This is a genomic window from Paracoccus hibiscisoli (assembly GCF_005048265.1).
Classification (GTDB): domain Bacteria; phylum Pseudomonadota; class Alphaproteobacteria; order Rhodobacterales; family Rhodobacteraceae; genus Paracoccus; species Paracoccus hibiscisoli.
Map to the genome: position 1 here is coordinate 64,841 of NZ_SUNH01000017.1, position 25,722 is coordinate 90,562.

Annotated in this window: 30 protein-coding genes; 11 read left to right on the forward strand and 19 right to left on the reverse strand. The window is 70.6% G+C overall.

Annotated elements, in window-relative coordinates; all coding sequences use genetic code 11:
- Window positions 1-24: 24 nt before the first annotated feature.
- Both FA740_RS12895 and FA740_RS12900 read right to left on the reverse strand, forming a co-directional pair.
- Window positions 25-723, reverse strand: a complete 699-nt coding sequence (locus tag FA740_RS12895; protein WP_136857186.1) for a response regulator — start codon at window positions 721-723, stop codon at window positions 25-27.
- Window positions 724-730: 7 nt separating this feature from the next.
- Window positions 731-1,249 (reverse strand): MarR family winged helix-turn-helix transcriptional regulator, encoded by a 519-nt coding sequence (locus FA740_RS12900; RefSeq protein ID WP_169306298.1) that lies wholly within the window; start codon window positions 1,247-1,249, stop codon window positions 731-733.
- 156 nt (window positions 1,250-1,405) lie between these two features.
- Between FA740_RS12900 and FA740_RS12905 the strand changes: the two genes are divergently transcribed.
- On the forward strand, window positions 1,406-2,272 hold the full coding sequence (locus FA740_RS12905) for a branched-chain amino acid aminotransferase (RefSeq protein ID WP_420873149.1): 867 nt from the start codon (window positions 1,406-1,408) through the stop codon (window positions 2,270-2,272).
- 30 nt (window positions 2,273-2,302) lie between these two features.
- Here FA740_RS12905 and FA740_RS12910 read toward each other — a convergent pair whose 3' ends face one another.
- The 9 genes from FA740_RS12910 to FA740_RS12950 form a co-directional block, all read right to left on the reverse strand.
- On the reverse strand, window positions 2,303-2,488 hold the full coding sequence (locus tag FA740_RS12910; RefSeq protein WP_136857188.1) for a hypothetical protein: 186 nt from the start codon (window positions 2,486-2,488) through the stop codon (window positions 2,303-2,305).
- An 84-nt stretch (window positions 2,489-2,572) separates the two neighbouring features.
- Window positions 2,573-3,037 carry a PTS sugar transporter subunit IIA gene (locus FA740_RS12915; protein ID WP_136857189.1) on the reverse strand — a complete coding sequence of 155 codons (465 nt, stop codon included), beginning with the start codon at window positions 3,035-3,037 and terminating at the stop codon, window positions 2,573-2,575.
- A gap of 92 nt (window positions 3,038-3,129) precedes the next feature.
- Window positions 3,130-3,708: a ribosome hibernation-promoting factor, HPF/YfiA family gene (hpf, locus tag FA740_RS12920; RefSeq protein ID WP_136857190.1), complete on the reverse strand. Its 579-nt coding sequence runs from the start codon at window positions 3,706-3,708 to the stop codon at window positions 3,130-3,132.
- A 177-nt stretch (window positions 3,709-3,885) separates the two neighbouring features.
- Window positions 3,886-4,620 (reverse strand): LPS export ABC transporter ATP-binding protein, encoded by a 735-nt coding sequence (lptB, locus tag FA740_RS12925; RefSeq protein ID WP_136857191.1) that lies wholly within the window; start codon window positions 4,618-4,620, stop codon window positions 3,886-3,888.
- A complete protein-coding gene (lptA, locus tag FA740_RS12930; protein ID WP_136857192.1) occupies window positions 4,620-5,096 on the reverse strand; it encodes a lipopolysaccharide transport periplasmic protein LptA in 477 nt (158 codons plus the stop codon). The genes lptB and lptA overlap by 1 nt, the downstream gene beginning before the upstream one ends.
- An 18-nt stretch (window positions 5,097-5,114) precedes the next feature.
- Complete coding sequence (locus FA740_RS12935) at window positions 5,115-5,687, reverse strand: hypothetical protein (protein WP_136857193.1); 573 nt, start codon at window positions 5,685-5,687, stop codon at window positions 5,115-5,117.
- 3 nt (window positions 5,688-5,690) lie between these two features.
- Window positions 5,691-6,635, reverse strand: a complete 945-nt coding sequence (locus FA740_RS12940; protein WP_420873148.1) for a KpsF/GutQ family sugar-phosphate isomerase — start codon at window positions 6,633-6,635, stop codon at window positions 5,691-5,693.
- 30 nt (window positions 6,636-6,665) lie between these two features.
- Window positions 6,666-7,280: a ribonuclease D gene (locus FA740_RS12945; RefSeq protein ID WP_136857195.1), complete on the reverse strand. Its 615-nt coding sequence runs from the start codon at window positions 7,278-7,280 to the stop codon at window positions 6,666-6,668.
- A gap of 124 nt (window positions 7,281-7,404) precedes the next feature.
- Window positions 7,405-7,692, reverse strand: a complete 288-nt coding sequence (locus tag FA740_RS12950; RefSeq protein ID WP_136857196.1) for a DUF2218 domain-containing protein — start codon at window positions 7,690-7,692, stop codon at window positions 7,405-7,407.
- Window positions 7,693-7,874: 182 nt separating this feature from the next.
- Here FA740_RS12950 and FA740_RS12955 point away from each other — a divergent pair, with 182 nt between their 5' ends.
- The 4 genes from FA740_RS12955 to FA740_RS12970 are packed head-to-tail and all read left to right on the forward strand — an operon-like array spanning window position 7,875 to window position 11,446.
- Window positions 7,875-8,774 (forward strand): siderophore ABC transporter substrate-binding protein, encoded by a 900-nt coding sequence (locus FA740_RS12955; RefSeq protein WP_136857197.1) that lies wholly within the window; start codon window positions 7,875-7,877, stop codon window positions 8,772-8,774.
- Window positions 8,774-9,742 (forward strand): ABC transporter permease, encoded by a 969-nt coding sequence (locus tag FA740_RS12960; protein ID WP_136857198.1) that lies wholly within the window; start codon window positions 8,774-8,776, stop codon window positions 9,740-9,742. The genes FA740_RS12955 and FA740_RS12960 overlap by 1 nt, the downstream gene beginning before the upstream one ends.
- Entirely contained in the window at window positions 9,735-10,691 is a 957-nt protein-coding gene (locus tag FA740_RS12965; RefSeq protein ID WP_136857199.1) for an iron chelate uptake ABC transporter family permease subunit, read from the forward strand. Before FA740_RS12960 ends, FA740_RS12965 begins: the two co-directional genes overlap by 8 nt.
- Window positions 10,688-11,446 carry an iron ABC transporter ATP-binding protein gene (locus FA740_RS12970; RefSeq protein WP_136857200.1) on the forward strand — a complete coding sequence of 253 codons (759 nt, stop codon included), beginning with the start codon at window positions 10,688-10,690 and terminating at the stop codon, window positions 11,444-11,446. Before FA740_RS12965 ends, FA740_RS12970 begins: the two co-directional genes overlap by 4 nt.
- 187 nt (window positions 11,447-11,633) lie before the next feature.
- Here the strand turns inward: FA740_RS12970 and tolA are convergent, their stop codons facing one another.
- The 4 genes from tolA to FA740_RS12995 are packed head-to-tail and all read right to left on the reverse strand — an operon-like array spanning window position 11,634 to window position 14,030.
- Complete coding sequence (gene tolA, locus FA740_RS12980) at window positions 11,634-12,542, reverse strand: cell envelope integrity protein TolA (RefSeq protein ID WP_136857201.1); 909 nt, start codon at window positions 12,540-12,542, stop codon at window positions 11,634-11,636.
- Complete coding sequence (locus FA740_RS12985; protein WP_136857202.1) at window positions 12,539-12,919, reverse strand: biopolymer transporter ExbD; 381 nt, start codon at window positions 12,917-12,919, stop codon at window positions 12,539-12,541. Before FA740_RS12985 ends, tolA begins: the two co-directional genes overlap by 4 nt.
- Window positions 12,919-13,317: an ExbD/TolR family protein gene (locus FA740_RS12990; RefSeq protein ID WP_136857203.1), complete on the reverse strand. Its 399-nt coding sequence runs from the start codon at window positions 13,315-13,317 to the stop codon at window positions 12,919-12,921. Before FA740_RS12990 ends, FA740_RS12985 begins: the two co-directional genes overlap by 1 nt.
- Window positions 13,314-14,030: a MotA/TolQ/ExbB proton channel family protein gene (locus FA740_RS12995; RefSeq protein WP_136857204.1), complete on the reverse strand. Its 717-nt coding sequence runs from the start codon at window positions 14,028-14,030 to the stop codon at window positions 13,314-13,316. Before FA740_RS12995 ends, FA740_RS12990 begins: the two co-directional genes overlap by 4 nt.
- A gap of 161 nt (window positions 14,031-14,191) precedes the next feature.
- Between FA740_RS12995 and mobA the strand changes: the two genes are divergently transcribed.
- Together mobA and FA740_RS13005 are read left to right on the forward strand one after the other, a co-directional pair.
- On the forward strand, window positions 14,192-14,803 hold the full coding sequence (gene mobA / locus FA740_RS13000; protein WP_136857205.1) for a molybdenum cofactor guanylyltransferase MobA: 612 nt from the start codon (window positions 14,192-14,194) through the stop codon (window positions 14,801-14,803).
- The gene (locus FA740_RS13005; RefSeq protein WP_136857206.1) at window positions 14,790-15,629 is read left to right on the forward strand and encodes a hypothetical protein; all 840 of its coding nucleotides are present in this window, start codon (window positions 14,790-14,792) and stop codon (window positions 15,627-15,629) included. Before mobA ends, FA740_RS13005 begins: the two co-directional genes overlap by 14 nt.
- Here the strand turns inward: FA740_RS13005 and FA740_RS13010 are convergent.
- Complete coding sequence (locus tag FA740_RS13010; protein WP_136857240.1) at window positions 15,626-16,645, reverse strand: LacI family DNA-binding transcriptional regulator; 1,020 nt, start codon at window positions 16,643-16,645, stop codon at window positions 15,626-15,628. The two genes, FA740_RS13005 and FA740_RS13010, sit on opposite strands and share 4 nt — an antisense overlap.
- 163 nt (window positions 16,646-16,808) lie before the next feature.
- On the opposite strand from FA740_RS13010, the gene FA740_RS13015 reads away from it, so the two are divergent.
- The gene (locus FA740_RS13015) at window positions 16,809-17,519 is read left to right on the forward strand and encodes a tryptophan-rich sensory protein (RefSeq protein ID WP_136857207.1); all 711 of its coding nucleotides are present in this window, start codon (window positions 16,809-16,811) and stop codon (window positions 17,517-17,519) included.
- 24 nt (window positions 17,520-17,543) lie between these two features.
- Window positions 17,544-18,080, forward strand: coding sequence for a glutathione peroxidase (locus tag FA740_RS13020; protein ID WP_136857208.1), 537 nt, complete (start codon window positions 17,544-17,546; stop codon window positions 18,078-18,080).
- On the opposite strand, the gene FA740_RS13025 is transcribed toward FA740_RS13020, so the two are convergent.
- Together FA740_RS13025 and FA740_RS13030 are read right to left on the reverse strand one after the other, a co-directional pair.
- A complete protein-coding gene (locus FA740_RS13025; RefSeq protein WP_136857209.1) occupies window positions 18,081-18,746 on the reverse strand; it encodes an SDR family NAD(P)-dependent oxidoreductase in 666 nt (221 codons plus the stop codon).
- Complete coding sequence (locus tag FA740_RS13030) at window positions 18,746-20,122, reverse strand: cryptochrome/photolyase family protein (protein WP_136857210.1); 1,377 nt, start codon at window positions 20,120-20,122, stop codon at window positions 18,746-18,748. Before FA740_RS13030 ends, FA740_RS13025 begins: the two co-directional genes overlap by 1 nt.
- A 148-nt stretch (window positions 20,123-20,270) precedes the next feature.
- On the opposite strand from FA740_RS13030, the gene cobA reads away from it, so the two are divergent.
- Window positions 20,271-21,017 (forward strand): uroporphyrinogen-III C-methyltransferase, encoded by a 747-nt coding sequence (gene cobA / locus FA740_RS13035; protein ID WP_136857211.1) that lies wholly within the window; start codon window positions 20,271-20,273, stop codon window positions 21,015-21,017.
- A gap of 162 nt (window positions 21,018-21,179) precedes the next feature.
- Window positions 21,180-24,692 (forward strand): calcium-binding protein, encoded by a 3,513-nt coding sequence (locus tag FA740_RS13040; RefSeq protein WP_246053622.1) that lies wholly within the window; start codon window positions 21,180-21,182, stop codon window positions 24,690-24,692.
- Here the strand turns inward: FA740_RS13040 and queG are convergent.
- On the reverse strand, window positions 24,689-25,720 hold the full coding sequence (gene queG / locus FA740_RS13045) for a tRNA epoxyqueuosine(34) reductase QueG (protein ID WP_277355205.1): 1,032 nt from the start codon (window positions 25,718-25,720) through the stop codon (window positions 24,689-24,691). The two genes, FA740_RS13040 and queG, sit on opposite strands and share 4 nt — an antisense overlap.
- Window positions 25,721-25,722: the final 2 nt, after the last annotated feature.

Sequence of the window (25,722 nt, forward strand, 5' to 3'; positions counted from 1 at the left end):
CGCACGCTAGGGCCGCGGACCGCCCTAGTCCACCACCAGCATATAGCCCGTGCCCCGCACCGTCTGCAGGAACCGCGGCTCGCGGGGGTCGGGCTCGATCTTGCGGCGCAGGCGGGTGATCTGGACGTCGATGGCGCGTTCGCCGTTCTCATCCTCGCCGCCACGGCCCAGATCGTCGATCAGATCGGCGCGGCTGACCGGCTGGCCCCGGCTGGCGGCCAGACGGCGCAGCAGCGCGGTCTCGGTGCCCGTCAGGCGCAGCGGCGCGTCGCCGTTCCACAATTCGCCCTTGTCGGTGTCATAGCGCAGCGCGCCAAGCGTCAGGTATTTCGGCTGCGCCACCTCGACCACCGGCACGCGGCGCAAGATGGCGTTGATGCGCAGCAGCAGCTCGCGCGGCTCGAAGGGCTTGGGCAGGTAATCATCGGCGCCGCTCTCCAGCCCGCTGATGCGGTCCTCTGTCTCGCCCTTGGCGGTCAAGAGCAGGATCGGCGTGTCGATGCGCGTGCGCAGATCGCGGGTCAGCGACAGCCCGTCCTCTCCGGGCATCATCACGTCCATCACGATCAGGTCGAAATCCAGCCCCGCCAGCAAACGGCGCGCCTGCGCGGCATCGCGGGCCATGGTTATCATGTATCCGTTCTTGCGCAGGAACCGCCCCAGCAGCGCGCGGATGCGTTCGTCGTCGTCAACGATCAGCAGGTGGCAGTCGGTCGCGGTCATGGGGGCCTCAGCGGTCGTCGGGAAGATCCTTCAGCGCCTGATACTGCGCCCGCGTGTCCGGGTCCATCATCGCCTCCAGCACCTGCCGAAAGCCGCTGACCGCCTGCGGGCCCGCATTGCGATAGGCGGCGCGCATCCGCGCCCGCTGCGCCTCGGACAGGCGGCGTTCCAGGGCGGTGCCCTTGGGCGTCAGGTGCAGCTGGCGTTCGCGACGATCGCGCCGGCCGATGCGGCTGTCCACCAGCCCGTCGTCGATCAGCGTGCGCAGCACCCGGTTCAGCGACTGTTTCGTCACCCCCAGCACCGCCAGCAGCGAGGTCACCGTCAGCCCCGGATCACGATGGATGAAATGCAGCGCCCGGTGATGGGCGCGCCCGTAATCCATGTCGGCCAGGATCATGTCCGGGTCGGCGGTGAAGGCGCGATAGGCAAAGAACATCGCCTCGATCCCGCGGCGCAGCTGATCGTCGGTCAGGAACAGCAGATCCTCGCCCACCATGGCCTGTAGGCGCGCTTTTTCCTGCATCGTCGTCCCCGTCCGCTGGCTGCCCCGGATATGGCAGCGTTGTTGACTTTCTAATCGGTGATTGCTAGCCGTCAAGCATCTTGCGTAACAAACATGCCAAATCCGCCCTGACAGACGCAAGAATCGCAAAAACCGGGCGACGGATGGAGAGTGATGATGCTGCCTTACGACGACCGCGACGGCAAGATCTGGATGAATGGCGACCTGGTCGACTGGCGCGACGCCAAGGTGCACGTCCTGAGCCACGCGCTGCATTACGCCAGCTCGGTCTTCGAGGGCGAGCGGTGCTATGACGGCAAGATCTTCAAGGGTCACGAACACTCGCTGCGGCTGCTGGAATCGGGCCGCCTGCTGGACATGCCGATCCCCTACACCGCCGAAGAGATCGACGCCGCCAAGGAGGCCGTGCTGAAGGCCAACGGCTTCGAGAACGCCTATGTCCGCGTCGTGGCATGGCGCGGGTCGGGGCTGGACATGGGCGTGTCTGCTGCGCGCAACCCGGTCTGCATGGCGGTCGCGGCCTGGGAATGGGGCAGCTATTACGGCGATGCCAAATGGCAGGGCGCAAAGCTGGACGTGGCCAAGTGGAAACGCCCCAGCCCGGAAACCATCCCCACCGCCGCCAAGGCCGCGGGCCTCTACATGATCTGCACCATGTCCAAGCACGCGGCCGAGGCCAAGGGCTGTTCCGACGCGCTGTTCATGGACTGGGAGGGCTATGTGGCCGAGGCCACCGGCGCCAACATCTTCTTCGTGAAGGATGGCGAAATCCACACGCCGATGGCCGACCGGTTCCTGAACGGCATCACCCGCCAGACCATCATCCAGATGCTGCGCGACAAGGGCCTGACCGTCCACGAACGCCGCATCCTGCCCGATGAGCTGGAATCGTTCCAGGAATGCTGGCTGACCGGCACCGCCGCCGAGGTGACCCCGGTGGGCCAGATCGGTGACTGGCATTTCCAGGTCGGCCAGATCACCCGCGACGTGGCTGAAAGCTATGAGGCGCTGGTCCGCGCCTGACCGTGGCCGGGGGGCGTCCGCGCCCCCCGCTCAGGCCTGCTGGCCGCGTTCGATGCGCAGGTAATGCGCCGGTTTCACAGCCGCATCGCGCGTCTTGGGGCGCGATTGCAGCTGCAACGTGGCGGGATGGGGCAATGCGGCGCGGGCCTGGCGCAGGAATGCGGTCAGGCGGGCATTGCCGCGGGTTCGGGGCTGATCGGCGATATGACGGCTCATGGGACCCTCCTTTCGGAAGGACAGTATAGGACCGATCCGGACCGATTTGAACCCCCGCGTTCACCGGGCGGTCAGGGGGCGCCGTCAGGCGGCCTTGATGCCCTGCGCCGCCGACAGCACCGCATGCAGCGCCACGGGGTCGTCATTGGCGCGCAGTTTCGCGCGCAGGTCCTGATCGCGCAGCGTGCGCGACACCAGCGCCAGCGCCTTGAGGTGATCGACGCCGCTGCTTTCAGGGGCCAGCAGCGCAAAGACCAGATCGACCGGCTGGCGGTCGACCGCGTCGAAATCCAGCGGTTTCTCCAGCCGCAGGAACAGCCCGGCGACCTTGTCCAACCCGTGCAGCCGCGCATGCGGCAGGGCCACGCCCTGACCCACGCCGGTCGGCCCCAGGCTTTCGCGTTCCTGCAGCGCGTCCAGCACCTCCGAGGCGTTCAGCCCATAGACCGCATGCGCCAGATCGGCCAGCTCCTGGAACAGGCGCTTTTTCGAGGTCACCTGCCCCAGGGACCGCACCGCGCCGGGTTTGAGGATTTCAGCAAGCTGCATCGCGTTTCGTCTTTCCCAAGCTGTCCGCCCCCGGACAGGACTGTCCGGGGGCGGCATCACGACCCGTCGGGGGACCGGACCTGCGGCGGGCCTCAGCCGTTGCCGCGCGGGTCGATCCAGCCCACATTGCCGTCGTCGCGGCGGTGAACGACGTTCACGCCGCCATGTTTCTCGTTGCGGAACACCAGCAGCGGGCTGCCGGACAGTTCCATATGCATCACCGCGTCACCCACCGACAGGGTGGGCACGCGGCTCTCCATCTCGGCGATGATGATCGGCTCCAGGCTGCCGCCCTGCGATTCCGCGTCATCATCCTCGGCGGCCAGCACATAGCTGTCGGCCTGACCGAAGACAACAGGCTCGGCATGGTCCTTGTGGTGATCCTTCAGGCGGCGCTTGTAGCGGCGCAGCTGCTTGTCCATCTTTTCGCGGCAGGCCTCGAAGGCGGCATAGATGTTGTCATTCGCACTGCCGCGCGCCTGCACGGTCAGGCCGGTGGACAGATGCACCACCGTGTCGCACAGAAACTGATGGGCATCCTTGGAAAAGGTCACGGACGCATCGGTCGGACGCTGAGAATACTTCTCCAGGGTCTCGCCCAGCTCTGTCTTGACATGCGTGGTCAGTGCATCCCCGACATCGATGTGTTTTCCGCTGATGGTGTAGCGCATCGTCACTCCTCTCCGGTTGCCCGCCGCCGCGACGCCCGCCCGGGGGGCCGGCAAGGGCGAAGGCGGGTATGTGCGGGACGGCATCTCCGCACCCGCATATCTCGATTTGGTGACAGCGCGGGGCAACTGTCAACGGCCCACACGGGGCCGTGACCGGGAATCATGCAGGCGGCGCGCTCAGGACAGGCTGAAGCTGTCGCCCAGATAGACCTCGCGCACGCGCGGATCGGCCACGATCTGCTCGGTCGTGCCCGCCATCAGCACATGGCCGTCATGCAGGATATAGGCGCGATCGACGATTCCCAATGTTTCGCGGACGTTGTGGTCGGTGATCAGCACGCCGATGCCGCGCGACTTCAGCGCGTGGACCAGGGTGCGGATCTCGCCCACGGCGATGGGATCGACGCCCGCGAAGGGCTCGTCCAGCAGCAGGAAGGCGGGGTCCGAGGCCAAGCAGCGCGCGATCTCGGCCCGCCTGCGCTCGCCCCCCGACAGCGCCAGCGCCGGGGCGCCGCGCAGATGCGTGATCGAGAAATCGGCCAGCAGCTCCTCCAGCCGGTCCCGCCTGTGGCGCGGATCGTCCAGCGCGACCTCCAGCACGGCCATGATGTTCTGTTCCACCGTCAGGCCGCGAAAGATCGACATCTCCTGCGGCAGATAGCCGATGCCCAGACGCGCGCGGCGGAACATCGGCAGGCGCGTGACGTCGCGCCCGTCGATCAGGACCTGCCCCGCATCCGCCGTGACCAGCCCCGCGATGCAATAGAAACATGTCGTCTTGCCCGACCCGTTCGGCCCCAGCAGGGCCACGACCTCTCCGCGCTGCAAGTTGACGGAGACGTCGCGGATCACGGGCCGGTTGCGATAGGACTTGCGCAGGCCGCGCACGTCCAGCCCGGTCCCGTCCGTCATCAGTTGCCCCCCGGCTGCAGGACGGACCGCACGCGGCCCTGCACCTGCGCGGCGCCGGTGGCCAGATCGACGGTCATGCGGTCGCCCGACAGCACGTTGCCGCCCTGGCTCAGCAGCACGTCGCCGGTCAGCAGAACGGTGCCCGCCGCCACGTCATAGACCGCCTCGGCCGCCTCGGCGGCGTCGGGGCCGGATACCAGCGTGACGTTGCCGGTCGCGGTCAGGCTGTCGATGCGCTGCTGATCGCCCGGCGCGTATTGCACCGCCACGCGGTCGGCGGACAGGCGCATGTCGCCCTGCCCGATCACCACATTGCCGGTGAACAGCGCGCTGCCATCGGCCTGGTTGACGTCCAGATTGTCGGCCGCCACCTCGACCGGGGCCGAGGTATCCGCCTGCATCCCCCCAAAGGTGGTCTGCGCCAGCGCGGGCAGGGGCGCACACAGCGCAAGGGCGATCAGCAGGGGGCGCATCATCATCGGCTCCTCGGGGGGTCAGGGTTGGTATATCAGACGCACGCCGTCCGAGAAATTCAAGATCGCCGCGCCATCGCCGTCCGGGCCGGGCGCCAGCCGCATCCGCCCGGCGGTGATCCGCCCAAAGGGCGCATCCGCCGCGACCCCCTCCTGCGCCTCGATGATCGCGCTGCCGGTCTGGGCGTCGATGCGCGGCGCGTCCAGCTGCCAGCCGCTGCTGGTGGTCATGCGCACGCCGCCCTCCAGCCGGACCGCGCCATCGGTCAGCCCGCCCTGCGGCGCGGTCAGATCGGCGCGCAGCCCGTCGGGCCGCTGCCAGTCCAGCGCCAGATCGCCCGCGACACCGCCCGCGGCCCCCGGCGCCGCCTGCGCCGCCCGCAGGGTCAGCTGCGCGCCGTCGCCGGTCACGCCGCTGTATTCGGGGGCCACGATGCGGTTTTCGCGCGCGGCGGCCTGGGCATCGACCTCGGCATAGGGGATGCGCGATTCGACATCCGATTCGCGGCTGAACAGGAACATCGTCGACAGCAGCGCCAGCGCCAGCAGCGGCAGCAGCACCCTCAGCCAGCGGACGATGCGGGTGCGCGACATGGCCTAGACCAGCCCCGCGCGCAGGCAGTCGTGGATATGCAGGATGCCGCGCGGCATGCCGTCCTCGACCGCGAAGAGGCAGGTGATCTTGCGGTCCTGCATCTGCGCCAGGGCGGCCTCGGCCAGGGCGCCCGGCGCGATGGTGCGGGGCGCGGGCGTCATCACGGCGCTCGCATTCAGATCCAGCAGGCCCTGCATGTGGCGGCGCAAATCGCCATCGGTGATGATGCCGATCAGCGCCCCCGCGTCATCGACGACGCCGGTCACGCCGTAACCCTTCTGGCTGATGACCAACAGCGCCTCGGACATGGGCGCATCCTGCGCCACCAGCGGCAGGTCGGTATGCATCAGGTCGCCCACCTTGGCCAACAGCGCGCCCAGCTTGCCGCCGGGATGAAAGGTGCGGAAATGTTCGGGCGTAAACTGGCGATGCTCCATCAGCGCGATGGCCAGCGCGTCGCCCAAAGCCAGCGTCATGGTGGTCGAGGTCGTAGGCACGATGCCGTTGCCGCAGGCCTCGGGCGCGGCGGGCAGCACCAGCGCCAGGTCGGCCTGCCGCATCAGCGTCGATTGCGGCCGCGCCGCCACCCCGATCAGCGGGATCGAGAACCGCCGCGTATGCGCGATCAGATCGGCCAGCTCGGGCGTCTCGCCGCTGTTGGACAGGACCAGCGCCAGATCGGCCTCGGTCACCATGCCCAGATCGCCGTGGCTGGCCTCGGCCGGGTGCACGAACTGCGCGGGCGTCCCCGTCGAGGCAAAGGTCGCCGCGATCTTGCGCCCCACATGGCCCGACTTGCCCATGCCCGACACGATCACCCGCCCGCGCACGGCCAGGATCATCTCGACCGCGCGCGAGAACTCATCGCCCAGGCCCGCCGACAGCGCCTCAAGGCCCGCGATCTCGACGCCGATCACCCGCCGCGCCGTTTCGATGTAATCCGCCACGCCCAACCCCTTTTCCGTCATGCCCCTGCGTCAGTGGCGAAAGATGTCGCCCTCGTCGCTCCAGCCCAGCAGGTCCAGATGGGCCCGCGCCGGCAGAAAGTCAAAGCACGCCTGCGCCAGTCCCAGCCGGTTCTCGCGCTTGAGCCGTTCCTCCAGCGCCTCCTTCAGCTTGTGCAGATGCAGCACGTCGGATGCCGCATATTCCAGCTGCGCATCCGACAGATCGGCCGCGCCCCAGTCGCTGGTCTGCTGCTGCTTGCTGACATCGACGCCGACCAGCTCGTTCAGCAGAACCTTCAGCCCGTGCCGGTCGGTAAACGTCCGCACCAGCCGCGAGGCGATCTTGGTGCACCACACGGGCGAGGTGACCACGCCAAAGGCGTTCTCCAACGCGGCGATGTCGAAGCGACCGAAATGGAACAGCTTCAGCACCTTGGGGTCGGTCAGCAGTTTCGTCAGGTTCGGCGCCTCGGTCTGGCCGCGGTCGATCTGGACCAGATGCGCCTCGCCGTCGCCATCCGACAGCTGCACCAGGCACAGCCGGTCGCGGCGCGGGTCCAGGCCCATCGTCTCGGTGTCGATGGCCACGACCGGGCCCAGCACCAGATCGTCGGGAAGATCGTTGGGATACAGATGGATGCTCATGACCGGTCCTGACTGTTCGGGGGCCGGACGCGTGGCATCCGGCCGCTTTGGCCCCCTTCGACCAGAAACGGCCGGTCCGATCCAGTGAAAATCGCGTGCAGGGCCGCCGCGTCAGACAGCAGGGTCAGGCCGCGCTCGCCCAGTCCAGCGGCGCCGGATCGTCGCGTTGGGCAAAGCGCAGCAGGTGGCTTTCCACCACACCGCGCAGGCGTTCGGCGGCCTCGTCATCGGCGACCTCCAGCGCCAGGTGCAGACGCTCGGGCGTGGCCTGCAGATGCGCCTCGCCCATCTCGAATCGCAGCACGGCCTGATCGCCTTCTTGGGTCACGGGGATCTTGTGGCCGAAATGCTTGGCCATGGTGCCCATCAGGGACGCGGCGCGGACGGTGGGGAAATCGGCGGTCAGGCGCATCAGGTATCCTTTCGTGCTGGCCCCCAGCTAGGACGGCAAAGTGTTTCTGTCAACAAATCGGCGCCGTTTTCCGACAAAAACACCCTGCCATTCTTGCACAGCCCTTGGGGCCGCGCTAAGCCCGCCCCGCGTGCAGCCAACAGCCCAGCCACCACGCGGACCAAACCGTGAAAGGATCTGCCATGCGCAGCATCGCGCTGTCCGGCCTGCTGGCCGCCACCCTGTGTTCCGCCCCCTGGGCCGCCCTGGCGCAGGTGACCGTCGACACCGCCCAAGGCCCCGTCACGCTGGAGGGAATGCCCCAGCGCGTCGCCGTCTATGACATGGCAGCCCTGGACACGATCACCGCCCTGGGCGTGACGCCCGCGGGCACCATCGACAATATTCTGGTCCCGGCGCTGCGCGACGTGGCCACTGACGCCGCCCCCGTCGGCACCCTGTTCGAGCCGGACCTGGAGGCGCTGGCGGGCCTCGGCCCCGATCTGGTGGTCGTGGGCGGACGCTCCTCGACCCAGCTGGCGGCGGTGTCGCAGGTGGCACCGGCCATCGACATGACCCTGGGCACCGACCTGCTGGCCGACGCCCGCGCGCGCATCGAGACCTATGGCACGCTGTTCGACAAGACCGACGAGGCCGCGGCCCTGACCGCCGCCCTGGACGCCGGGCTGGAGGAGCTGCGCGCCGCCGCCGACGGCCAGGGCACCGCCCTGATCGTGATGACGAACGGCCCCAAGATGTCCGCCTATGGCCGCGATTCGCGCTTTGGCTGGATCTTTGCCGCGACCGGGCTGGAGGAGGCCGTGCCCGGCCTGGACAGCGCCACCCACGGTCAGGCGATCAGCCATGAATTCATCGCCCAGGCCAATCCCGACTGGCTGCTGGTCGTCGATCGCGGCGCCGCCATCGGCGAGGACGGACAGGGCGCGATGGAGACGCTGCGGTCCGACCTGGTGGCGGGCACGACCGCCTGGCAGCAGGATCAGGTGATCCAGCTGGACCCGGCGGCGGCCTATATCTCGGCCGGGGGCTACGCCTCGACCATGGCGGTGCTGGACCAGCTGACGCAGGCCTTCGCGGATTGATGCGCCCCCTGCCCGCCCTGACATCGGCGCTGATCGCGCTGATGCTGGCCAGCCTGACGGTCGGCGCCGCCGACATCCGCGTGACGGATGCGTTCCGCGACCCGCAGGCCCTGCTGGTCCTGCTGGAATCGCGGCTGCCGCGCACGCTGTCGGTGGTGCTGACCGGGGCCGCGCTGTCGGTGGCGGGGGTGCTGATCCAGGCGCTGGTCAGGAACCGCTTCGTCGGCCCCGACACGTCGGGCACGGCCGAGGGTGCGGCGCTTGGCCTGTTGGCCATCACCATCCTGTGGCCCGCCAGCCCCCTGTGGCTGCGCATGATCGCGGCCAGCCTGTCGGCCATGGTCACCACCGCGCTGTTTCTGGCCGTGATCCGCCGCCTGCCCGTGCGCGAGGTGATGCTGGTCCCCATCGCGGGGCTGGTCCTGTCGGGCGTGCTGGGTTCGGTCGTGACCTTTGTCGGCTGGCAGACCGACCTGATGCAATATGTCGGCACCTGGCTGATGAGCGGCGAATTCTCGGGCGTGATCTCGGGGCGCTATGAGCTGCTGTGGATTGCAGGCGTGGCGGCGGGGCTGGCCTGGTTCTCGGCCGACCGCTTCGCGATCCTGGGCCTGGGCGATCAGGTGGCGACGGGGCTGGGCCTGTCCACGGCGGCGGTGATGCGGCTTGGGCTGGCGGTGGTGTCTGTGGTGACCGCGATGGTGGTGACGACGGTGGGGATGATCCCTTTCGTGGGGCTGGTGGTGCCCAATCTGGTCGCGCGGATCATGGGCGACAACCTGCGCGCCTCGCTGCCGGTGGTGGCGCTGGCGGGGGCGGTGCTGGTCCTGGCCTGCGATCTGGCCGGACGCCTGGTCATCCACCCCTATGAGGTGCCCGCGGGCACCATCCTGGGCGTGCTGGGCGCGGTGCTGTTCCTGTGGCTGCTGCATCGCAGGCCACCGCGATCGAAGCCCGCCCATGGATAGGCGGTCGGGGCTGATGCTGGGCGCGATGGCGCTGCTGCTGGCGGGGCTGTCGGCGGTCTGGATGCTGCAGGGCATCGGCGGCGGCAATCGCGGCTTTATCCTGGGCCTGCGCGGGACCAAGCTGGCGGCGCTGGTCACCGTGGCCACCGCCATCGGCGTCGCCACGATCCTGTTCCAGACCGTCGCGTCCAACCGCGTGCTGACACCGTCGATCATGGGGTTCGACGCGCTGTATGTCCTGCTGCAGACGGGGCTGGTCGTGGTCCTGGGCGGTGCGGGTCTGGCGGGCCTGCCACCGGGCCCGAAATTCCTGTCCGAGATCGCGGTGATGACCGTCCTGGCCAGCCTGCTGTTCGGCACGCTGCTGCTGCGCGGCGCGCGCGACGTGCCGCGGATGATCCTGACCGGGGTGATCCTGGGGGTTCTGTTCCGGTCGCTGTCGGGGTTTCTTGGCCGTATCCTGGACCCCAACGAATTCGCCGTGGTGCAATCGGTCAGCTTTGCCAGCTTCAACCGCGTCGATGCCACGCTGCTGCCTTGGGCGGCGGCGATCACGGCGGCGGCGGTGCTGGCTGCCTGGCGGCTGTCGGCGCGGCTGGACGTGCTGGCACTTGGGCGTGATCCGGCGGTGTCCTTGGGGCTGGCGCATCGCGGCATGGTGCTGGGCGTGCTGGGGCTGGTGGCGGTGCTGGTGTCGGTCTCGACCGCGCTGGTCGGGCCGGTGCCGTTTTTCGGGCTGATCGTGGCAGGGCTGGCGCATGGGCTGATGCGGAGCGCGCGCCACGCGGCGCTGCTGCCTGCGGCGGCGCTGTCGGCGGCGATCCTGCTGGTGGGGGGGCAGTGGCTGTTCGAACGCCAGCTGGGCCAGGCCGCCACCCTTTCGGTCGTCGTGGAATTCGCGGGCGGCCTGTTCTTCCTGTATCTGCTGCTGAAGGGGCGCATCCGATGATCCAGATCCAAGGGGTCAGCCACGCGATCGGCGGCACGCCGATCCTGCATGACATCACCACGACCCTGCCCAAGGGGCGGCTGACGGCGCTGATCGGGCCGAACGGGGCGGGCAAGTCGACGCTGCTGCGCCTGGTTGGGCGGCTGGAGCCGCTGCAGCAGGGCCGCATCACCGTGGCCGGTCACGACGTGGCGACCACGCCCACCGACCGGCTGGCCCGCGTCATGGCGATCCTGGGCCAGCAGACCGCCATCGCCAGCCGGTTGCGCCTGGCCGAGCTGGTGGCCTTTGGCCGCTGGCCGCATCACAAGGGCCGCCCGGGTCCGCAGGATCAGGCGCAGGTGTGGCTGGCGCTCAAGGCCTTTGCGCTGACCGATCTGGCGGACCGGTTCCTGGACGAGGTGTCGGGCGGGCAGGCGCAGCGCGCGCATATCGCGATGGCCTGGGCGCAGGACACCGACTGGATGCTGCTGGACGAGCCGCTGAACAACCTGGACATGAGCCATGCCCGCAGCCTGATGGCGCGCCTGCGCGGGCTGGTCGATCAGGGCGGCCGCAGCGTGGCGATCGTGGTGCACGAGATCAACTATGCCGCGGCCTGGGCCGATCACGTGATCGCGCTGAAGGGCGGGCGCGTGGTGGCCCAGGGCACCGCGGCCGAGGTGCTGACCGAGGCGCGGCTGTCCGAACTCTACGAGACGCCGATCCGCGTCGGCACGCATCAGGGCCGCCCGCTGGTGCTGCACCACGCCTGACGGTCCGCGCACCTGCCGGACCTGCGGTCCGGCGGAGCCCCGGGGGGCTGCACCCCCCGGACCCCCCGCATCCGCGCGCCTTGGCCTGTCCCGCCACAAGCGGACGGTTGCGGGGCAGGACAGCGGGGGCGCAGCCCCCGGCGCAAGACGCCCCTTCGATGGGGGCGGCTTGCGCAGCCGGTCCCGGTCAGCGCAGGGTGATGGGCAGGTGGAACGGATAGGCAGCCTCGGTCAGCGCGGCCGGCGCCGCGGGGCAGCGGCGCGCGCGCTGCGCGGCGGTGACCGCGGCCTGATCCATCGCCGCATCCCCGGATGAGCCCGCGACGCCCACCCCCCGGATCGTCCCGTCGCGCCCCACCGTCAGCGCCAGCAGCACGGTCCCCTGCCCGCGCGCGTTGCGCGGCGCCGAGGCGCGGCGCCCGATGCAGCTCTGGATGCGCCCGCTCCATTGCGCCATCGCATTGTCGCGCTGCGCGGGGCTGGCCGACGCACCGCCGCCGCCCCCGGCCTCGCGGGTCTGCGCGGCGCTGCCGCCCTGACCGCCGCGCTGCGCCTGCTGGTCACGGTCGCCGCGCACGGCCTCTGCGGGCGCCGGATCGCGGGGGCGGGCCTGGCGCTGCGGCGCAGGCGCGGGGGGCGCGCGCCGTTCGGGACGCGCTTGGGGACGGCTGGAGGCATCCAGTGCCAGCTGCGAGGCCGGCTCGACATCGGGCACCGCCTCTGGCGGCGGCGGCAGGTTCGGCATCGCCACAGGCGCATCCGGCACGGGCATGGGCGGCACGGGCATGGGCGGCGTCGGCATCGCAGGAGCAGTCGGCGCGGCCGGGGCCACGCGCGCCGCAGCCATCGGCATGTCGGGTGGTTCGGCCTGGGGGGTCATCGGCTGGGGCATGGCGATCTCGGGCGGGCTCTCCCAATCCGCGACCATCGCCTGCACCGCCTCTCCCCCTGCGGCCACCTGGGCGGGGGCGCTATCCGCGCCGGCGCCGCGCTGCGCCTCCTGCGGCAGCATCATCACCGCCGCCGAGACATGCAGCGCCGCCGCGATGGTGAACACCCCGGCCGTCTCCAGCACCCGCCGAGAAACCATGCTCATCCTCCGTTCACGACCAGCTGTGCCCCGCCCGGCGCGATCCGGCGCAGATGCGCCAGATGCGTGGCCACCACCGTCGCGGGCGTCGCCGCATCGGCGCGGATCTGGACCGGGGCGTCGCCCGCCGCGGCCCGGATCAGCGGCCAGACCGCATCGCCGCGCGCCTCGTTCCAGGCCAACTCGCCCTCAGCCGACAGGAACAGCACGTCCTGCACCGGGGCGGGTTGGTCGGACCGGCTGTCGGGCGGGGTCAGCGCAAAGGGCGTGGGCCGCGCGATCTGCGCGGTCAGCAGGAAAAAGATCAGCAGCAGGAACACCACATTGATCATCGGAATGATCGATTCGCCGCGCGGCCGGCGGGGGGGCATGTCGATGCGCATCACGGGCCCTCGATCAGGATCAGGTTGCCGATGCCCGCCGATGTCAGCAGGTCCATCACATCGACCAGCCGCTGCAGGTCCGCGCCCTCCTGCGGGCGCAGGATCACCCCCGCGCCCGGATCGGGCAACAGCGCGGACAGCGCGGGCGCCAGGGCCTCGGGCGCCAGGGCCTCGCCGTTCAGGCGCAGCGCATCGGGGGCCACATCGACCAGACGCGGCGCGCCCTGCCAATCGCTGGCCGCACCCTCGGCCCCGCCCGCGATGGGCAGCACCGCATCCATCCCGAACCGCGACGCCAGCATGAAAAAGATCAGCAGGAGGAACACCACATCGATCATCGGCGTCAGCGACATCCGGCGCGGATGCCGGCGCGGGCCCAGATCCAGCACCGCGCTCATGCGGGGGCGCCGGCAAGGTGGGTCGGTCCGGGGCGGCGCAGGACGGCGTCACGCGGGGCGGCGACCGGCTGCGCAGGGGCCACGAAGACGCGGGTGGCCAGATCCTCCAGGTCGGATTGCAGGCGGTCGGCGATGCTCTCGAACCAGGACAGGGCGACGCCCGCCGGGATGGCCACCGCCATCCCCGCCGCCGTGGTCAGCAGCGCGACCCAGATGCCGCCCGCCAGATCCGAGGGGTCGGCCTGGTTGCCCGCACTTTGCAGCACGCGAAACGCGTCGATCATGCCCAGAACCGTGCCCAACAGACCCAGCAGCGGCGCGATGGTGGCAATCAGCTCCAGCGCGCGCAGCGCCTCGCGCGAGCGGTACAGCGCTTGGCGTGCCACGCGGGCGGTCTCCTCTCGGGCGGCGCGGTCGTCGAAACGCGGGTCCAGCGCGGTGCCGATGGCCGCCTGCGCCACCCGCGCCCGGGCCGAGGGCCGCCCCCGCACCGCGTCCAGCGCCTCGCGCCGCCGTCCCTGACCCCACAGCGCGATGGCGCGGGCCGAATGACGCCCGCCCCAGACGCCCAGCCGCCACAGCGACAACAGCTTCCACAACACGACGGCCAGGGTCACGACCGACAGGGCGGCGATCAGCCACATGGTCCAGCCGCCATCGCGGATCAGTCCGAACAGCGGCAGCGCCGCCAGAGTGGTGCCAAGATCGGTCATGGGTTCGGTTCCTTGGGCGTGGCGGTCGCGGACCGCAAAACGGGGGCATCCGGGATCGGTGCCGATAGATGACATTAACAGTCGGGTAAGGAATCCGACGAAAGATGTCAAGAATAGCCGCACCCCTTGCCCGACCCCCTGCGGCAGGGCACTGTGCCGCCATGACCCACGCCCCCCTTCCCGCGATGATCCTGGCCGGAGGCCGCGCCACCCGCATGGGCGGCGGGGACAAGCCGCTGGTCCTGCTGGCCGGTCGCCCGATCCTGGCGCATCTGCTGGACCGGCTGCGGCCCCAGGTGGGGCGGCTTGCGCTGAACGCGAATGGCGATCCGGGGCGATGGGCGGGCTGGGGCCTGCCGGTGGTGGGCGACAGCCTGCCCGACCATCCCGGACCGCTGGCGGGGGTGCTGGCGGCGATGGATTGGGCGGCGGCCCAGGGCGCGGCCCATGTGCTGACCGTGGCGGGCGATTCGCCCTTTCCGCCCGCCGATCTGGCCGCCCGGCTGTGGGCGGCGCGGGGCGCATCGGGCCTGGCGCTGGCCGCCAGCCACGATCGCCACGGCACCCCGCGCGATCATCCGACCTTCGGGCTGTGGCCAGTGGCGCTGCGCGGCGATCTGGCCGCGACCCTGACCGCCGGACAGCGGCGGATGCGCGACTTCACCGCCCGGCACCATCCCGGCATTGCCGTCTGGCAGGGGCCGGACCCCTTTGCCAACATCAACACCCCCGCCGATCTGGCCCTGGCCGAGGCGCGCCTTGCCGCGCTTTGACCGCATCCTGATCCTGGACTGGTCGGCGGCGGGCAGGCCGGTGCGGGGTGCCAATTCCATCTGGCTGGGCTGCGACGCGGGCAGCCTGTCGAACCCCGACACCCGCCAGCGCGCCTGGAAACAGCTGCGCTGCGCCCTGTCGCGGGCCCGGCGCGCCGGACAGCGGGTGCTGATCGGGGCCGATTTCGCCTTTGGCCACCCCGCCGGGCTGGCCGCGCGGCTGACGGGTCGGCCCTGCGCGCTGGCGCTGTGGGATCATCTGTCGGCGCTGCACCGGGACGACGACCGCAATGCCAGCAACTATCGCGACGTCGCGGCGGGGATGAACCGGGCCTTGGGCGCGCCGGTCTTCTGGGGGGACGGGCGGCGCGTGGCCACGCCCGACCTGCCGCGGCTGCGGCCGCTGCCCGTCCTGCCCCCTCATCGCGTCACCGAAACCCCGGTGCCGGGCGGGCCGCGGCCCAAATCGCCCTTTCAGCTGGCCGGGGCGGGCGCGGTCGGCGCGCAGAGCCTGACCGGCATCCCCTGGCTGAACCGCCTGCGCAGCCGCCCCGGCGCGGCGGTCTGGCCGTTCCAGCCCTGGCAGGACGCCCCCGTGGTGCTGGCCGAGGTCTATCCCTCGATGCTGGGCCGCCTGGACGCGGCAGACTGGCCCTGCCTGGACGCGGCGCAGGTGGTGACCCTGGCCCGCACGCTGCGGCGGCTGGATGATGCGGATGCGCTGGTGCCGATGCTGGCCCCCGACCCGCGCATCACCGACCTGGCCTCCGAAGGCCAGATCCTGGGATTTGGCCATGAGGCCAGCCTACGCGCGGCGATGCCCTAGGCAGGCGGCGCGGTGGACCGGCCGATCACCAGCTCTGCCTCCAGCAGCTCCTGGACGGGGTCGCCGGGGCCGCCGGTGATGCGGTCGATCAGCAGCGCCGCGCAGCGCGCGCCCGCCACCCGCACCGGCGACCGCATCGCGCTGAACACCGGCACGGCCTCGCGGTTGGCGTAATAGGACAGGTCGTCGTCAAAGGTCAGCACCGACAGGTCGCGCCCCAGGACCAGCCCCGCCTCCTCGACGGCCTGGCGCACGCCGGTGGCGATCATCGTGGCCGCGCACAGGATCGCGGTGGGCCGCGCCCCGCCCAGCAGCCGCCGGGCCTGGGCATAGCCGTAGGCGGCGGTCATCTCTCCGCTGGCCATCAGCGCGGGGTCGGCGCCCACCCCCGCATCGGCAAGCGCCCGCAGATAGCCGTCGCGGCGGCGGCGCGCGAAATCCAGCCGCTCATCCCCGTTGATCAGCGCGATGCGGCGGTGCCCCAGCTGCAGCAGGAACTCGGTCCCGCGCTGGAACGCGCGCTGGTTGTTCACGTCGACCCAGGAATAGGGGCCGTCATGCCCCGTCACCCGCCCGTGCACGACATAGGGCAGCCCGATCCGGTCCAGCAACGCCGGGCGCGGGTCGTCATGGCGCGGGAACTGCACGATCACGCCCCCGATCAGCCCCTTGGAGGACAGCGCCCGATAGGCGTCGGGCTGTTCCTCCTCGGGGACCACGGTCAGGTTGATCTCGAACCGGCGGCGGGCGCATTCCTCTCCCACGCCGGCCAGGAAATCGGCATAGATCGGGTTCACGATCTCATTCCGCCCGCCGATGGGGATGACGCAGCCGATGGTGCTGGCGTGGCCCATCGCCAGGAACCGGGCATGGGCGTTGGGCTGGTATCCGTGCTGGCGGGCGGCGGCGATCAGGCGGGCGCGGGTCTGGGCGTTCACCTCGGGATGGCCGTTCAGCGCGCGGCTGACCGTGGTGGCGGACATGCCGACCAGCTTGGCGAAATCCTTCAGTTTCATCGTCTGCACGGGCCTGGGGCTGCGGCGCGTGGTCGCGCCGGTCTGCGGGGGCCCTATCCATGCCGCGATCCGGGGCGCATGGCAACTGCCGCGCGGCCTTGGGCGTTGACAAACGCCCGCCACAGGGCACCCTTGTCCCCCGAACACCCCGCAAAGGCGCATGATGACGAACCGAACCCTGGCAATCCTGGTCCTTGTCGCGGCGCTGGCCTTTGCGGCCTCTCCGCTGCTGTTTCCGGGCTTTGCGGGCTATGACCCCGACCGCTTTCCGATCCCCCAGCAGAACCCGCCGATCCAGCCGGCGGGCTGGGCCTTTTCCATCTGGGGGGTGATCTATCTGTGGCTGATCGCGGGCGCCGCCTTCGGCCTCTGGCGCCGCGCCGAGGATGAGGACTGGCTGCCGCTGCGCGCGCCGCTGCTGGTCAGCCTGGTCATCGGTTTCGCCTGGCTGCCGGTGGCGCAGCGCCTGCCGGGGCTGGCCACGCTGATGATCCTGGCGATGCTGGTCAGCGCCATCGTCGCGATGATCTGGGCCGGGCGCCGCGACCGCTGGCTGGAGGGGCGGCCCATCGCCCTCTATGCGGGCTGGCTGACGGCGGCGTCGGGCGCCTCGGTCGGGATCTGGCTGGGCGGGCATGGCTGGCTGTCGGCGCAGATGGCCGCCATCCTGTGCCTGATCGCGGTGGCAGCCCTGGCCCTGGGCGTCCAGTCGCTGCGCCCGCGCGAATGGGCCTATCCGGCGGCGGTCATCTGGGCGCTGGTGGCGATCGTCGCCGCCAATTGGGGCGCGGGCAACTGGCCGGTGATCGGCATCGCCGCCCTCTCTGTCGCCGCCCTGGCCGCCCGCATTGTCCAAACCCGCCGACCGTCCTGACCCCCCGCAAAAAGGAGAAAGCCTATGAAACGCCGCCTTTTCCTGTCCCTGGCCACCGCCCTGCCCGCCCTGGGCCTGACCCGCGCCCGCGCGCAGGCAGTGCCCAGCTTTACCTTTCCGTCGGTGGACGGGGGCGATTACGACACCGCAGGGTGGCGGGGCCGCCCGGTGCTGGTGGTGAACACCGCCTCGATGTGCGGCTTCGCGGGCCAGCTGGCCGACATGCAGGCGCTGCACGACGCCTATGCCCCGCGCGGGCTGGTGGTGCTGGCCGTGCCGTCCAACGATTTCAACCAGGAGCTGGCCAGCGGGGCCGAGGCCAAGGCCTATTGCGAGCTGCAATACGGCATGACCCTGCCCATGACCGACATCCTGCCCGTGGCCAAGGGGGATGTGCATCCCTTCTATGCCTGGGCGCGGCAGGAAACCGGATTCGTGCCGCAATGGAATTTCAACAAGGTCCTGCTGGACCCGCAGGGGCGCATCGCGGGCACCTGGGGGTCCTTCGTGAAACCCGGCGGGCGTCAGATCATCGGCGCGGCGACGCCCTGGCTCACCTGATCACCAGGGCACCCGCGCGCCCTTCCAGTCCCAAAAGCTGCCGCTATCCTCGGGCGTCAGGCGGTCGATGACCGCCAGCAGCGCCTCGGCGCTGTGATCGGGGGTGATGGTCGGATGGCGGCTGGCGTATTTCGCGCTCAGCGACGTGGCCACCGTGCCGGGATGCAGCGCCACCAGGATCGACTGGCGGTTCCGGCGGCGATATTCGATCGAGGCCGTGCGGATGATCTGGTTCTGCGCCGCCTTGGCCGCGCGATAGGCGACCCAGCCGCCCAGGTCGTTATCCCCGATCGACCCCACCCGCGCCGACAGCGATGCCAGCACCGCCCGCCGGTCCCGCGCCAGCAGCGGCCCGAAATGGCGGATGGCCAGAGCCACGCCCGTGGCGTTCAGCGCGAATTGCGCGGCCATGGCGTCCGCATCGACGGCGTCCATCGATTTTTCCGGCTGGCGCCCGTCGATGACCAGCGCGCCGGTGGTGTTCACGATCAGATCAAAGCTGTGCCCCGCCAGCCGTGCGGCGTGGTCCGCGACCGTGTCCGCCTGCGTCAAATCCAGCCCGTCGCGCGACCGCGACAGGCCGGTGACGGCCACGCCCTGCCCCTCCAGCCGGGCGGCCATCGCCGCCCCGATCCCGCCCGAAGCCCCCAGAATCAGCGCCTGCATCACGATTTCATCTCCTCATAGGCGGTCAGCGCCCGCGCCCGCCCCTCGGGCAGCGAGATCCGCGGCATCGCGCGCCGGGTCAGATCCAGATCCCAAGACCGCGGAATGGCGGCGCCGAAATCCTGTGCGCCCGGCGCGTCGGGGCGCATCCAATGGTCGCGATAGCGCGATTTGGCGTCGAATTTCTCGGCCTGGGTCTCGGGGTTGAAGATGCGGAAAAAGGGCGAGGCATCCGGCCCGCAGCCCCCCACCCATTGCCAGTTCATCGCGTTGGACGCCGCGTCCCAATCCGTCAGACAGCGCGCGAACCAGTCCAGTCCGACCCGCCAGTCGGTCAGCAGATGTTTCGTCAGATAGCTGCCGGTGATCATCCGCACCCGGTTGTGCATCCGCCCCGTGGCATACAGCTCTCGCATGCCGGCATCGACGATGGGCACGCCGGTGCGGCCGCGCCGCCAGGCCTCGGCGTCGTCATTGTCGGCGCGCCAGGGGAAATCGGTCCATTCCTTGCGCCAGGGGGCGCGGCCCAGATCGGGCGATTCGGCCATCAGCTCGCGCGCGAATTCGCGCCAGCACAGCTCCGAGAGGAACGGCTCGATGCCGGGAATGCCCTGTTCGAAATCGCCGCGACAGCGCGCCCAGATGCGCCGGGCGCTGATCTCTCCGACCGCCAAGGCGTCCGACAGCCCCGATGTCGCCTCCGGGCGCCACGGATGGTCGCGATCGGCCTTGTAGCCCGCGACATCGCCGGTCAGGAATTCCTCCAGCCGGTCATGGGCGGCCTCCTCTCCGGCCCGGATATGCGCGGCCATGACGTCCCAGCCGCGGTCCATCGCGGCCCGCGCCTCGGGCCAGTCGGGGGCGTCGCTTTCGGGCCAGCGCTCCGGTGCGGACAGGCGCGGCGCGGCCAGGGGCGGTGCGATATCGACCTGCCGCACGGCCTTCCAGAAGGGGGTGAACACCTTGTAGACGCCCCCCGACCCGGTCCTGACCGACCCGCGCGGCACCAGATCGGCCAGCGGATGCAGGTGCAGCACCGCACCCCCCCGCCGGGCCGCATCGGCCAGCCCGTCATCCGAGGCAAAGGGAAACCCCTCGGTCGCATGCACCTGGGTCGCGCCCGTGGCGCGTGCGACGGCCTCCAGCACGGCGTCAGGCGCGCCCCGCCTTACGATCAGGCGGCTGCCCTGGGCGCGCAGCGCGCGGTCCAGCGGCGCCAGTGCCATCGCCTGACGCTGCGCGCTGGCCGGGTGGTCGCGGGCCTCGGCAGGGTCCAGGATCACCAGCGGCACGACCGCCCCGGCCGCAGCCGCGGCGACCAGCGCCGGGTGGTCGTCCAGCCGCAGAACCCGCCTGAACCAGCAGATGACCGTCATCGCATTCTCCCTCTCTGTCCCGATGATCACGCGCGGGGGCCGAAATGGTTTCATTGCGCCCTGCCCGTCCAAAGGAAACGCGCGGCATTGTCACACCCCGCCCCGGTGGTATAGCTGAAACCCCGCCCGCCCCAGAAGGCCCCCTCCCGTGTCCGACACCGACTTTCCCCCCGGCTTCGTCTCGCTGGTCTCGGCCGGTCCGGGCGACCCCGAGCTGTTGACCCTCAAGGCCGCGCGGCGGCTGCGCCATGCCGATGTGGTGCTGTTCGACGACCTGGCCTCCGGGCCGGTGCTGGACCATGCGGGCCCGCAGGCCGACCTGATCGCGGTGGGCAAGCGCGCGGGCCGCCCCTCGGCCAAACAGGATGCGGTGAACGCGCTGATCGTCAGCCATGCGCAGGCCGGCCGCCGCGTGGTGCGCCTGAAATCCGGCGACAGCGGCATCTTTGGCCGCCTGGAGGAGGAGCTGACCGCCCTGACCGCCGCCGGCATCCCCTGGGAGATCGTGCCCGGCGTCACCTCGGCCAGCGCGGCGGCGGCGGCGATGGGCATGCCGCTGACCCGGCGGCTGACGGCGCGGCGGGTGCAGTTCGTGACCGGCGCCGACATCACCGGCCAGCTGCCCGGCGACATCAACTGGGCGGCGCTGGCCGATCCGCTGACCACGACCGTGGTGTTCATGGGCCAGCGCAGCTTTCCGGGCATGGCGAAACTGCTGATCGACCACGGCCTGCCCGCCGATACCCCGGCCCTGCTGGCCGAGGCCGTGGGCCATCCGGGCCAGCGCCTGCTGCCCGGCACCGTCGACAGTCTGGCGCGCCTGCTGGCGCAGCAGGGACCGGCCAGCCAGCCGGGGCTGATCCTTTACGGGCCGCTGGCGCTGCCCCCCGCCTGACCCCGCCCGGATCGGCGCCGGGTTCCCCGCGGCCGGGGATATTCGCCTAAAATGCACATCAAGCAAAACTGGCACCCGGTGCTCGGGCGCGGCATCTTAAGACCATCTTAACAGTTGCCCCCGACGCGCCGCCCCCTCCCCGGCCGCAACCCCAGAAACGCCATGATCGAGTATCGCCACGTGACCACCTTTGGTGTCACGCAACAGCGCTGGCTTGCCCGACTGACCGACCTCGAGATCATCGAGACGGGCGGGCAACTGGTGCTGGTCGCGGCGAACCATGTCGGCGGCGGCATCAGCAGCTATGCGATCAGCGATCCCCTTGCCCCCATCACCCAGCTGCGCACACGCGCCTGGCTGGACAGTTTCGCCTATCAGGGCCCGCCCCAGATCACCGCGATCACCATCGGCGGCCAGACGCTGATCCATGCGGGGCAGATGGGCGGGGCGGCGAACCTGGCCACCTCTCTGCGGCTGGACAATGGCGCGCTGGCCCCCTTCGCCACGCTGTTCGGGACCAGCCTGGGATCGCAGGTGACGGCCCTGGGCCAGATCGACACGGGTGCGGCCCAGGTGGTCTTTTCCGCGCAGGGCGGCGGGCTGACGCTGACCACGCATCGCCTGGGGGCGGACGGGTCGCTGACCCGCGCGGGCCAGGTGACCCTGCCCACGCCCGAAGGCACGACCGACGCGTCGCTGGACAAGGTCCTGGCCGTGACCGTGGACGGCCAGCGCCTGCTGGTCGCGATCTCGGGGAACGGCAACTTCATCTCGACCCACCGGATGGATGCGGGGGGCGGACTGGGGCCGGGCATGGTCCATGTCGCGGCGCGGGGCACGGGCTATGACCTGCCCTCGGACGTGGATGTGGTGCAGTTCGCGGGGCGGACCTTCGTGGTCATGGCCTCGGCGGGCTCCAATTCGCTGACCGTGTTCCGCCTGACCCCGGACGGCCGCCTGACCACCGTCGATCACGTCCTGGACGAGGCCACGACCCGCTTTCAATCCGGCACCGCGCTGGAGACGGTGGTGGTGAACGGCCGCGCCTTCGCCTTTGCGGGCGGGGCCGATGACGGCATCAGCGTCTTCACCCTGCTGCCCGATGGGCGGCTGGTCCACCTGACCACCATCGCCGACACCGCCTCCATGACCCTGGCCGATGTCAGCGAGATCGAGGCCCGCGTCGTCGGCGGCCGCATCCTGCTGTTCGTCGGCTCATCGACCGAGACGGGCATCACCCAGCTGGTCTTCGACCCCGGCCCGATCGGGGCGACGGGCTTTGCCGGGGCGGGCGTGGTGCGCGGCGGCACGGGGGGCGACATGCTGGTCGCCACCGCCACCACCACCCGGCTGGAGGGCGGCGGCGGCAACGACATCCTGGTCGCGGGCACCGCCCCCGTGACGCTGGTGGGCGGCGCGGGGGCCGACATCTTCATGCCGACCCGGATCAAGGGGCGCATCAGCATCCTGGACTATGAACCGGGCATCGACCGGCTGGACCTGTCGCTGTTGGGCAATGTGCGCAGCATCTGGCAGCTGCAATTCGTGCCCACCGCCAGCGGCATCCTGATCATCAACGGCGACCTGATCATCGACATCACCACCCGCGACGGGCGCGGCCTGACCGCGGCCGATTTCTCGAACGCGATGTTCCCCATCGGCCATTACCTGCCGCCCGAACTGGACCCGGTGCTGGTGCGCCCCGACGACATCCCCTCGACCGAGGCGCGATGGATCTTCGGCACCGCCGGGGCGGACCGCCTGACCGGGGGCGCGCGGCCCGAACAGATCATGGCCGGGGCGGGCAACGACACCGTGTCGGGGGCGGGGGGCAACGACACCCTGCGCGGAGAGGCGGGCGACGACGTGCTGCGCGGCGGCGACGGGCATGACCAGCTGTTCGGCGGCCCGGGCCGCGACACGCTGTTCGGCGATGCGGGCAACGACCTGATCTTTGGCGATGACGGCAACGACCTGATCTATGGCGGCACCGGCGACGACACGCTCTATGGCGGCACCGGAGACGACCTGATCTATGGCGGGCCGGGCAATGACCGCATCTTCGGCGATGCGGGCAACGACACCCTGTCGGGTGAGGACGGCAACGACTGGCTGGAGGCGATGCTGGACAACAACCGCCTGCTGGGCGGGGCCGGCAACGACACGCTGATCGCGGGGACCGGCGCGGACCTGCTGGATGGCGGCACCGGCGATGACAGCCTGATGGGCGGCGCGGGCCGCGACACGCTGATCGGCGGCGACGGCAATGACCGCCTGTTCGGAGAGGATGGCGACGACCTGCTGGAGGGCGGGGCGGGCGACGACCACCTGGACGGCGGCACCGGCAACGACCGCCTGATCGGGGGACCGGGCCGCGACACGCTGCTGGGCGGCGACGGCAACGACCTGCTGGAGGGCAACGAGGGCAATGACGTGCTGTTAGGCAATGATGGCGACGACACGCTGCAGGGCGGGCTGGGGGCGGACCGTCTTTATGGCGGGGCGGGCAATGACCAGTTGTTCGGCAATCAGGATGCCGACCTGCTGTCGGGGGGCGCGGGCAATGACATGCTGTGGGGCGGCGGGGACAATGACACGCTGTATGGCGATGACGGCAACGACGTGCTGCACGGCGATGGCGGCGATGACGAGATCTACGGCGGCACCGGCAATGACCGCATCTACGGCGGCACCGGCAACGACCGCATGTTCGGCGAGGATGGCGACGATTTCATCATGTCCATGGCCGGCTGGAACGTGATGGACGGGGGGGCGGGCAATGACACGCTGACGGCGGGCGGGGGCAATGACCGGCTGTTCGGCGGAGACGGAAACGACGTGCTGAACGGCGGCGGCGGCAACGACACGCTGGAGGGCGGCAACGGCAATGACCGCCTGTTCGGGGGCGCGGGCCATGACCGGATGTTCGGCGGCGCGGGCAACGATTTCCTCAGCAGTGCCTGGGGCAACAACCTGATGCAGGGCGGCCTGGGCAATGACACGCTGAACGGCGGGGGCGGCAATGACACCCTGGATGGCGGGCCGGGCAATGACATCCTGCGCGGGGGCATGGGCCGCGATGTCCTGCGCGGGGGGCCGGGCGACGACCGCCTGTTCGGCAACCAGGGCGACGATACGCTGAACGGCGGCATGGGCAACGACACGCTGGACGGGGGCCTGGGCAACGACCTGCTGATCGGCGGGCCGGGCAATGACCGCATGATCGGGGGGCCGGGCAATGACACGCTGGACGGCAACCAGGGCGCCGACACGCTGGACGGGGGGGCGGGCAACGACCTGCTGCGCGGGGGCATGGGACCCGACCGGCTGTTCGGGGGCATGGGGGCCGACACGCTGGTGGGCGGGCCGGGGGCCGATGTGATGACCGGGGGGCCGGGCCGCGACGTGTTCCGCTTTCTGTCGTTTCAGGACAGCCTGCCCCGGCAATCCGACCTGATCACCGATTTCACCCCCGACGAAGACCGGCTGGACCTGCGCGCGCTGAACCTGTCCTATGTGGGCACGGGCGGGCATTCCGGCCCCCGCTCGGTCCGGTGGGAGCATGTGGACGGCCAGACCAATGTGCTGGTCGATATCAACGGCGACCGCCAGGCCGACATGCTGATCCGCCTGCAGGGGCGGCTGTCGCTGGACGGCGACGACTTCCTGCTCTAGCGCGCCAGCCGCGCCACGGCCCAGGATGCCGCCTCGGCCACGACCGGATCGGCGTCGCCCTCCAGGCCCCGCGCCACCGGCGCCAGCTCCGCATCCCCCGAATTGCCGATGGCATACAGCACGTTGCGCACAAAACGGTCCCGCCCGATCCGCTTGATCGGCGACCCCGAAAACCGCGCCCGGAACCCCGCATCGTCCAGGCCCGCCAGCTCCGCCAAAGGCGGCGCGTCGATGATCCCGCGATAGCGCATCTCGGACCCGGCCTGCGCGAACTTGTTCCACGGACAGACCGCCAGGCAGTCGTCGCAGCCATAGATCCGGTTGCCCATCAGCGCCCGCAGCTCCGGCTCCACCGGCCCCTTGTGCTCGATGGTCAGGTACGAGATGCACCGCCGCGCATCCAACTGATAGGGCGCCGGAAAGGCCCCCGTCGGACAAACGTCCAGACAGGCCCGGCACGACCCGCAATGGCTGACCTGGGGCGCATCCGGCGGCAGCGGCATGGTGGTGAAGATGGCGCCCAGAAAGAACCAGCTGCCCAGATCGCGCGACAGCAGATTGGTGTGCTTGCCCTGCCAGCCCAGCCCGGCGGCCTGCGCCAGCGGCTTTTCCATCACCGGCGCGGTATCGACGAAGACCTTGATCTGGTGCCCCGGCTCGGGCGCTGTCTCCAGCAGCCAGCGGCCCAGGCGTTTCAGCCGCTTCTTGACCAGATCATGATAATCGCGCCCCTGGGCATAGACGCTGACGGCCGCGCGGTCGCGCCGCTCCAGCACCGCCAGCGGATCGCCCTCGGGCGTGTACAGCTCGGCCAGCATCACCACCGACCGCGCCTCGGGCCACAGCGCGGAGGGATCGCCGCGCCAACCCATCCGCTCGGCCATCCAGCCCATCTGCCCGTGCCGCCCCCGGCCCACAAAATCCGCCAACCGCCCGGCCAGCTCCGGCACCCCGCCCGGCCGCATCACCCCCATCGCGGCGAAGCCCACCGCGCGGGCCTCGGCCTCGGTCTCGGCCTTCTTCTTCACCC

What these genes read in the sequence shown, in the direction of transcription:
- FA740_RS12895 (WP_136857186.1), bottom strand. Translation starts at nt 723, where the DNA reads ATGACCGCGACCGACTGCCACCTGCTGATCGTTGACGACGACGAACGC.
- FA740_RS12900 (WP_169306298.1), bottom strand. Translation starts at nt 1,249, where the DNA reads ATGCAGGAAAAAGCGCGCCTACAGGCCATGGTGGGCGAGGATCTGCTG.
- FA740_RS12905 (WP_420873149.1), top strand. Translation starts at nt 1,406, where the DNA reads ATGCTGCCTTACGACGACCGCGACGGCAAGATCTGGATGAATGGCGAC.
- FA740_RS12910 (WP_136857188.1), bottom strand. Translation starts at nt 2,488, where the DNA reads ATGAGCCGTCATATCGCCGATCAGCCCCGAACCCGCGGCAATGCCCGC.
- FA740_RS12915 (WP_136857189.1), bottom strand. Translation starts at nt 3,037, where the DNA reads ATGCAGCTTGCTGAAATCCTCAAACCCGGCGCGGTGCGGTCCCTGGGG.
- hpf (WP_136857190.1), bottom strand. Translation starts at nt 3,708, where the DNA reads ATGCGCTACACCATCAGCGGAAAACACATCGATGTCGGGGATGCACTG.
- lptB (WP_136857191.1), bottom strand. Translation starts at nt 4,620, where the DNA reads ATGACGGACGGGACCGGGCTGGACGTGCGCGGCCTGCGCAAGTCCTAT.
- lptA (WP_136857192.1), bottom strand. Translation starts at nt 5,096, where the DNA reads ATGATGCGCCCCCTGCTGATCGCCCTTGCGCTGTGTGCGCCCCTGCCC.
- FA740_RS12935 (WP_136857193.1), bottom strand. Translation starts at nt 5,687, where the DNA reads ATGTCGCGCACCCGCATCGTCCGCTGGCTGAGGGTGCTGCTGCCGCTG.
- FA740_RS12945 (WP_136857195.1), bottom strand. Translation starts at nt 7,280, where the DNA reads ATGAGCATCCATCTGTATCCCAACGATCTTCCCGACGATCTGGTGCTG.
- FA740_RS12950 (WP_136857196.1), bottom strand. Translation starts at nt 7,692, where the DNA reads ATGCGCCTGACCGCCGATTTCCCCACCGTCCGCGCCGCGTCCCTGATG.
- FA740_RS12955 (WP_136857197.1), top strand. Translation starts at nt 7,875, where the DNA reads ATGCGCAGCATCGCGCTGTCCGGCCTGCTGGCCGCCACCCTGTGTTCC.
- FA740_RS12960 (WP_136857198.1), top strand. Translation starts at nt 8,774, where the DNA reads ATGCGCCCCCTGCCCGCCCTGACATCGGCGCTGATCGCGCTGATGCTG.
- FA740_RS12965 (WP_136857199.1), top strand. Translation starts at nt 9,735, where the DNA reads ATGGATAGGCGGTCGGGGCTGATGCTGGGCGCGATGGCGCTGCTGCTG.
- FA740_RS12970 (WP_136857200.1), top strand. Translation starts at nt 10,688, where the DNA reads ATGATCCAGATCCAAGGGGTCAGCCACGCGATCGGCGGCACGCCGATC.
- tolA (WP_136857201.1), bottom strand. Translation starts at nt 12,542, where the DNA reads ATGAGCATGGTTTCTCGGCGGGTGCTGGAGACGGCCGGGGTGTTCACC.
- FA740_RS12985 (WP_136857202.1), bottom strand. Translation starts at nt 12,919, where the DNA reads ATGCGCATCGACATGCCCCCCCGCCGGCCGCGCGGCGAATCGATCATT.
- FA740_RS12990 (WP_136857203.1), bottom strand. Translation starts at nt 13,317, where the DNA reads ATGAGCGCGGTGCTGGATCTGGGCCCGCGCCGGCATCCGCGCCGGATG.
- FA740_RS12995 (WP_136857204.1), bottom strand. Translation starts at nt 14,030, where the DNA reads ATGACCGATCTTGGCACCACTCTGGCGGCGCTGCCGCTGTTCGGACTG.
- mobA (WP_136857205.1), top strand. Translation starts at nt 14,192, where the DNA reads ATGACCCACGCCCCCCTTCCCGCGATGATCCTGGCCGGAGGCCGCGCC.
- FA740_RS13010 (WP_136857240.1), bottom strand. Translation starts at nt 16,645, where the DNA reads ATGAAACTGAAGGATTTCGCCAAGCTGGTCGGCATGTCCGCCACCACG.
- FA740_RS13015 (WP_136857207.1), top strand. Translation starts at nt 16,809, where the DNA reads ATGACGAACCGAACCCTGGCAATCCTGGTCCTTGTCGCGGCGCTGGCC.
- FA740_RS13020 (WP_136857208.1), top strand. Translation starts at nt 17,544, where the DNA reads ATGAAACGCCGCCTTTTCCTGTCCCTGGCCACCGCCCTGCCCGCCCTG.
- FA740_RS13025 (WP_136857209.1), bottom strand. Translation starts at nt 18,746, where the DNA reads ATGCAGGCGCTGATTCTGGGGGCTTCGGGCGGGATCGGGGCGGCGATG.
- FA740_RS13030 (WP_136857210.1), bottom strand. Translation starts at nt 20,122, where the DNA reads ATGACGGTCATCTGCTGGTTCAGGCGGGTTCTGCGGCTGGACGACCAC.
- FA740_RS13040 (WP_246053622.1), top strand. Translation starts at nt 21,180, where the DNA reads ATGATCGAGTATCGCCACGTGACCACCTTTGGTGTCACGCAACAGCGC.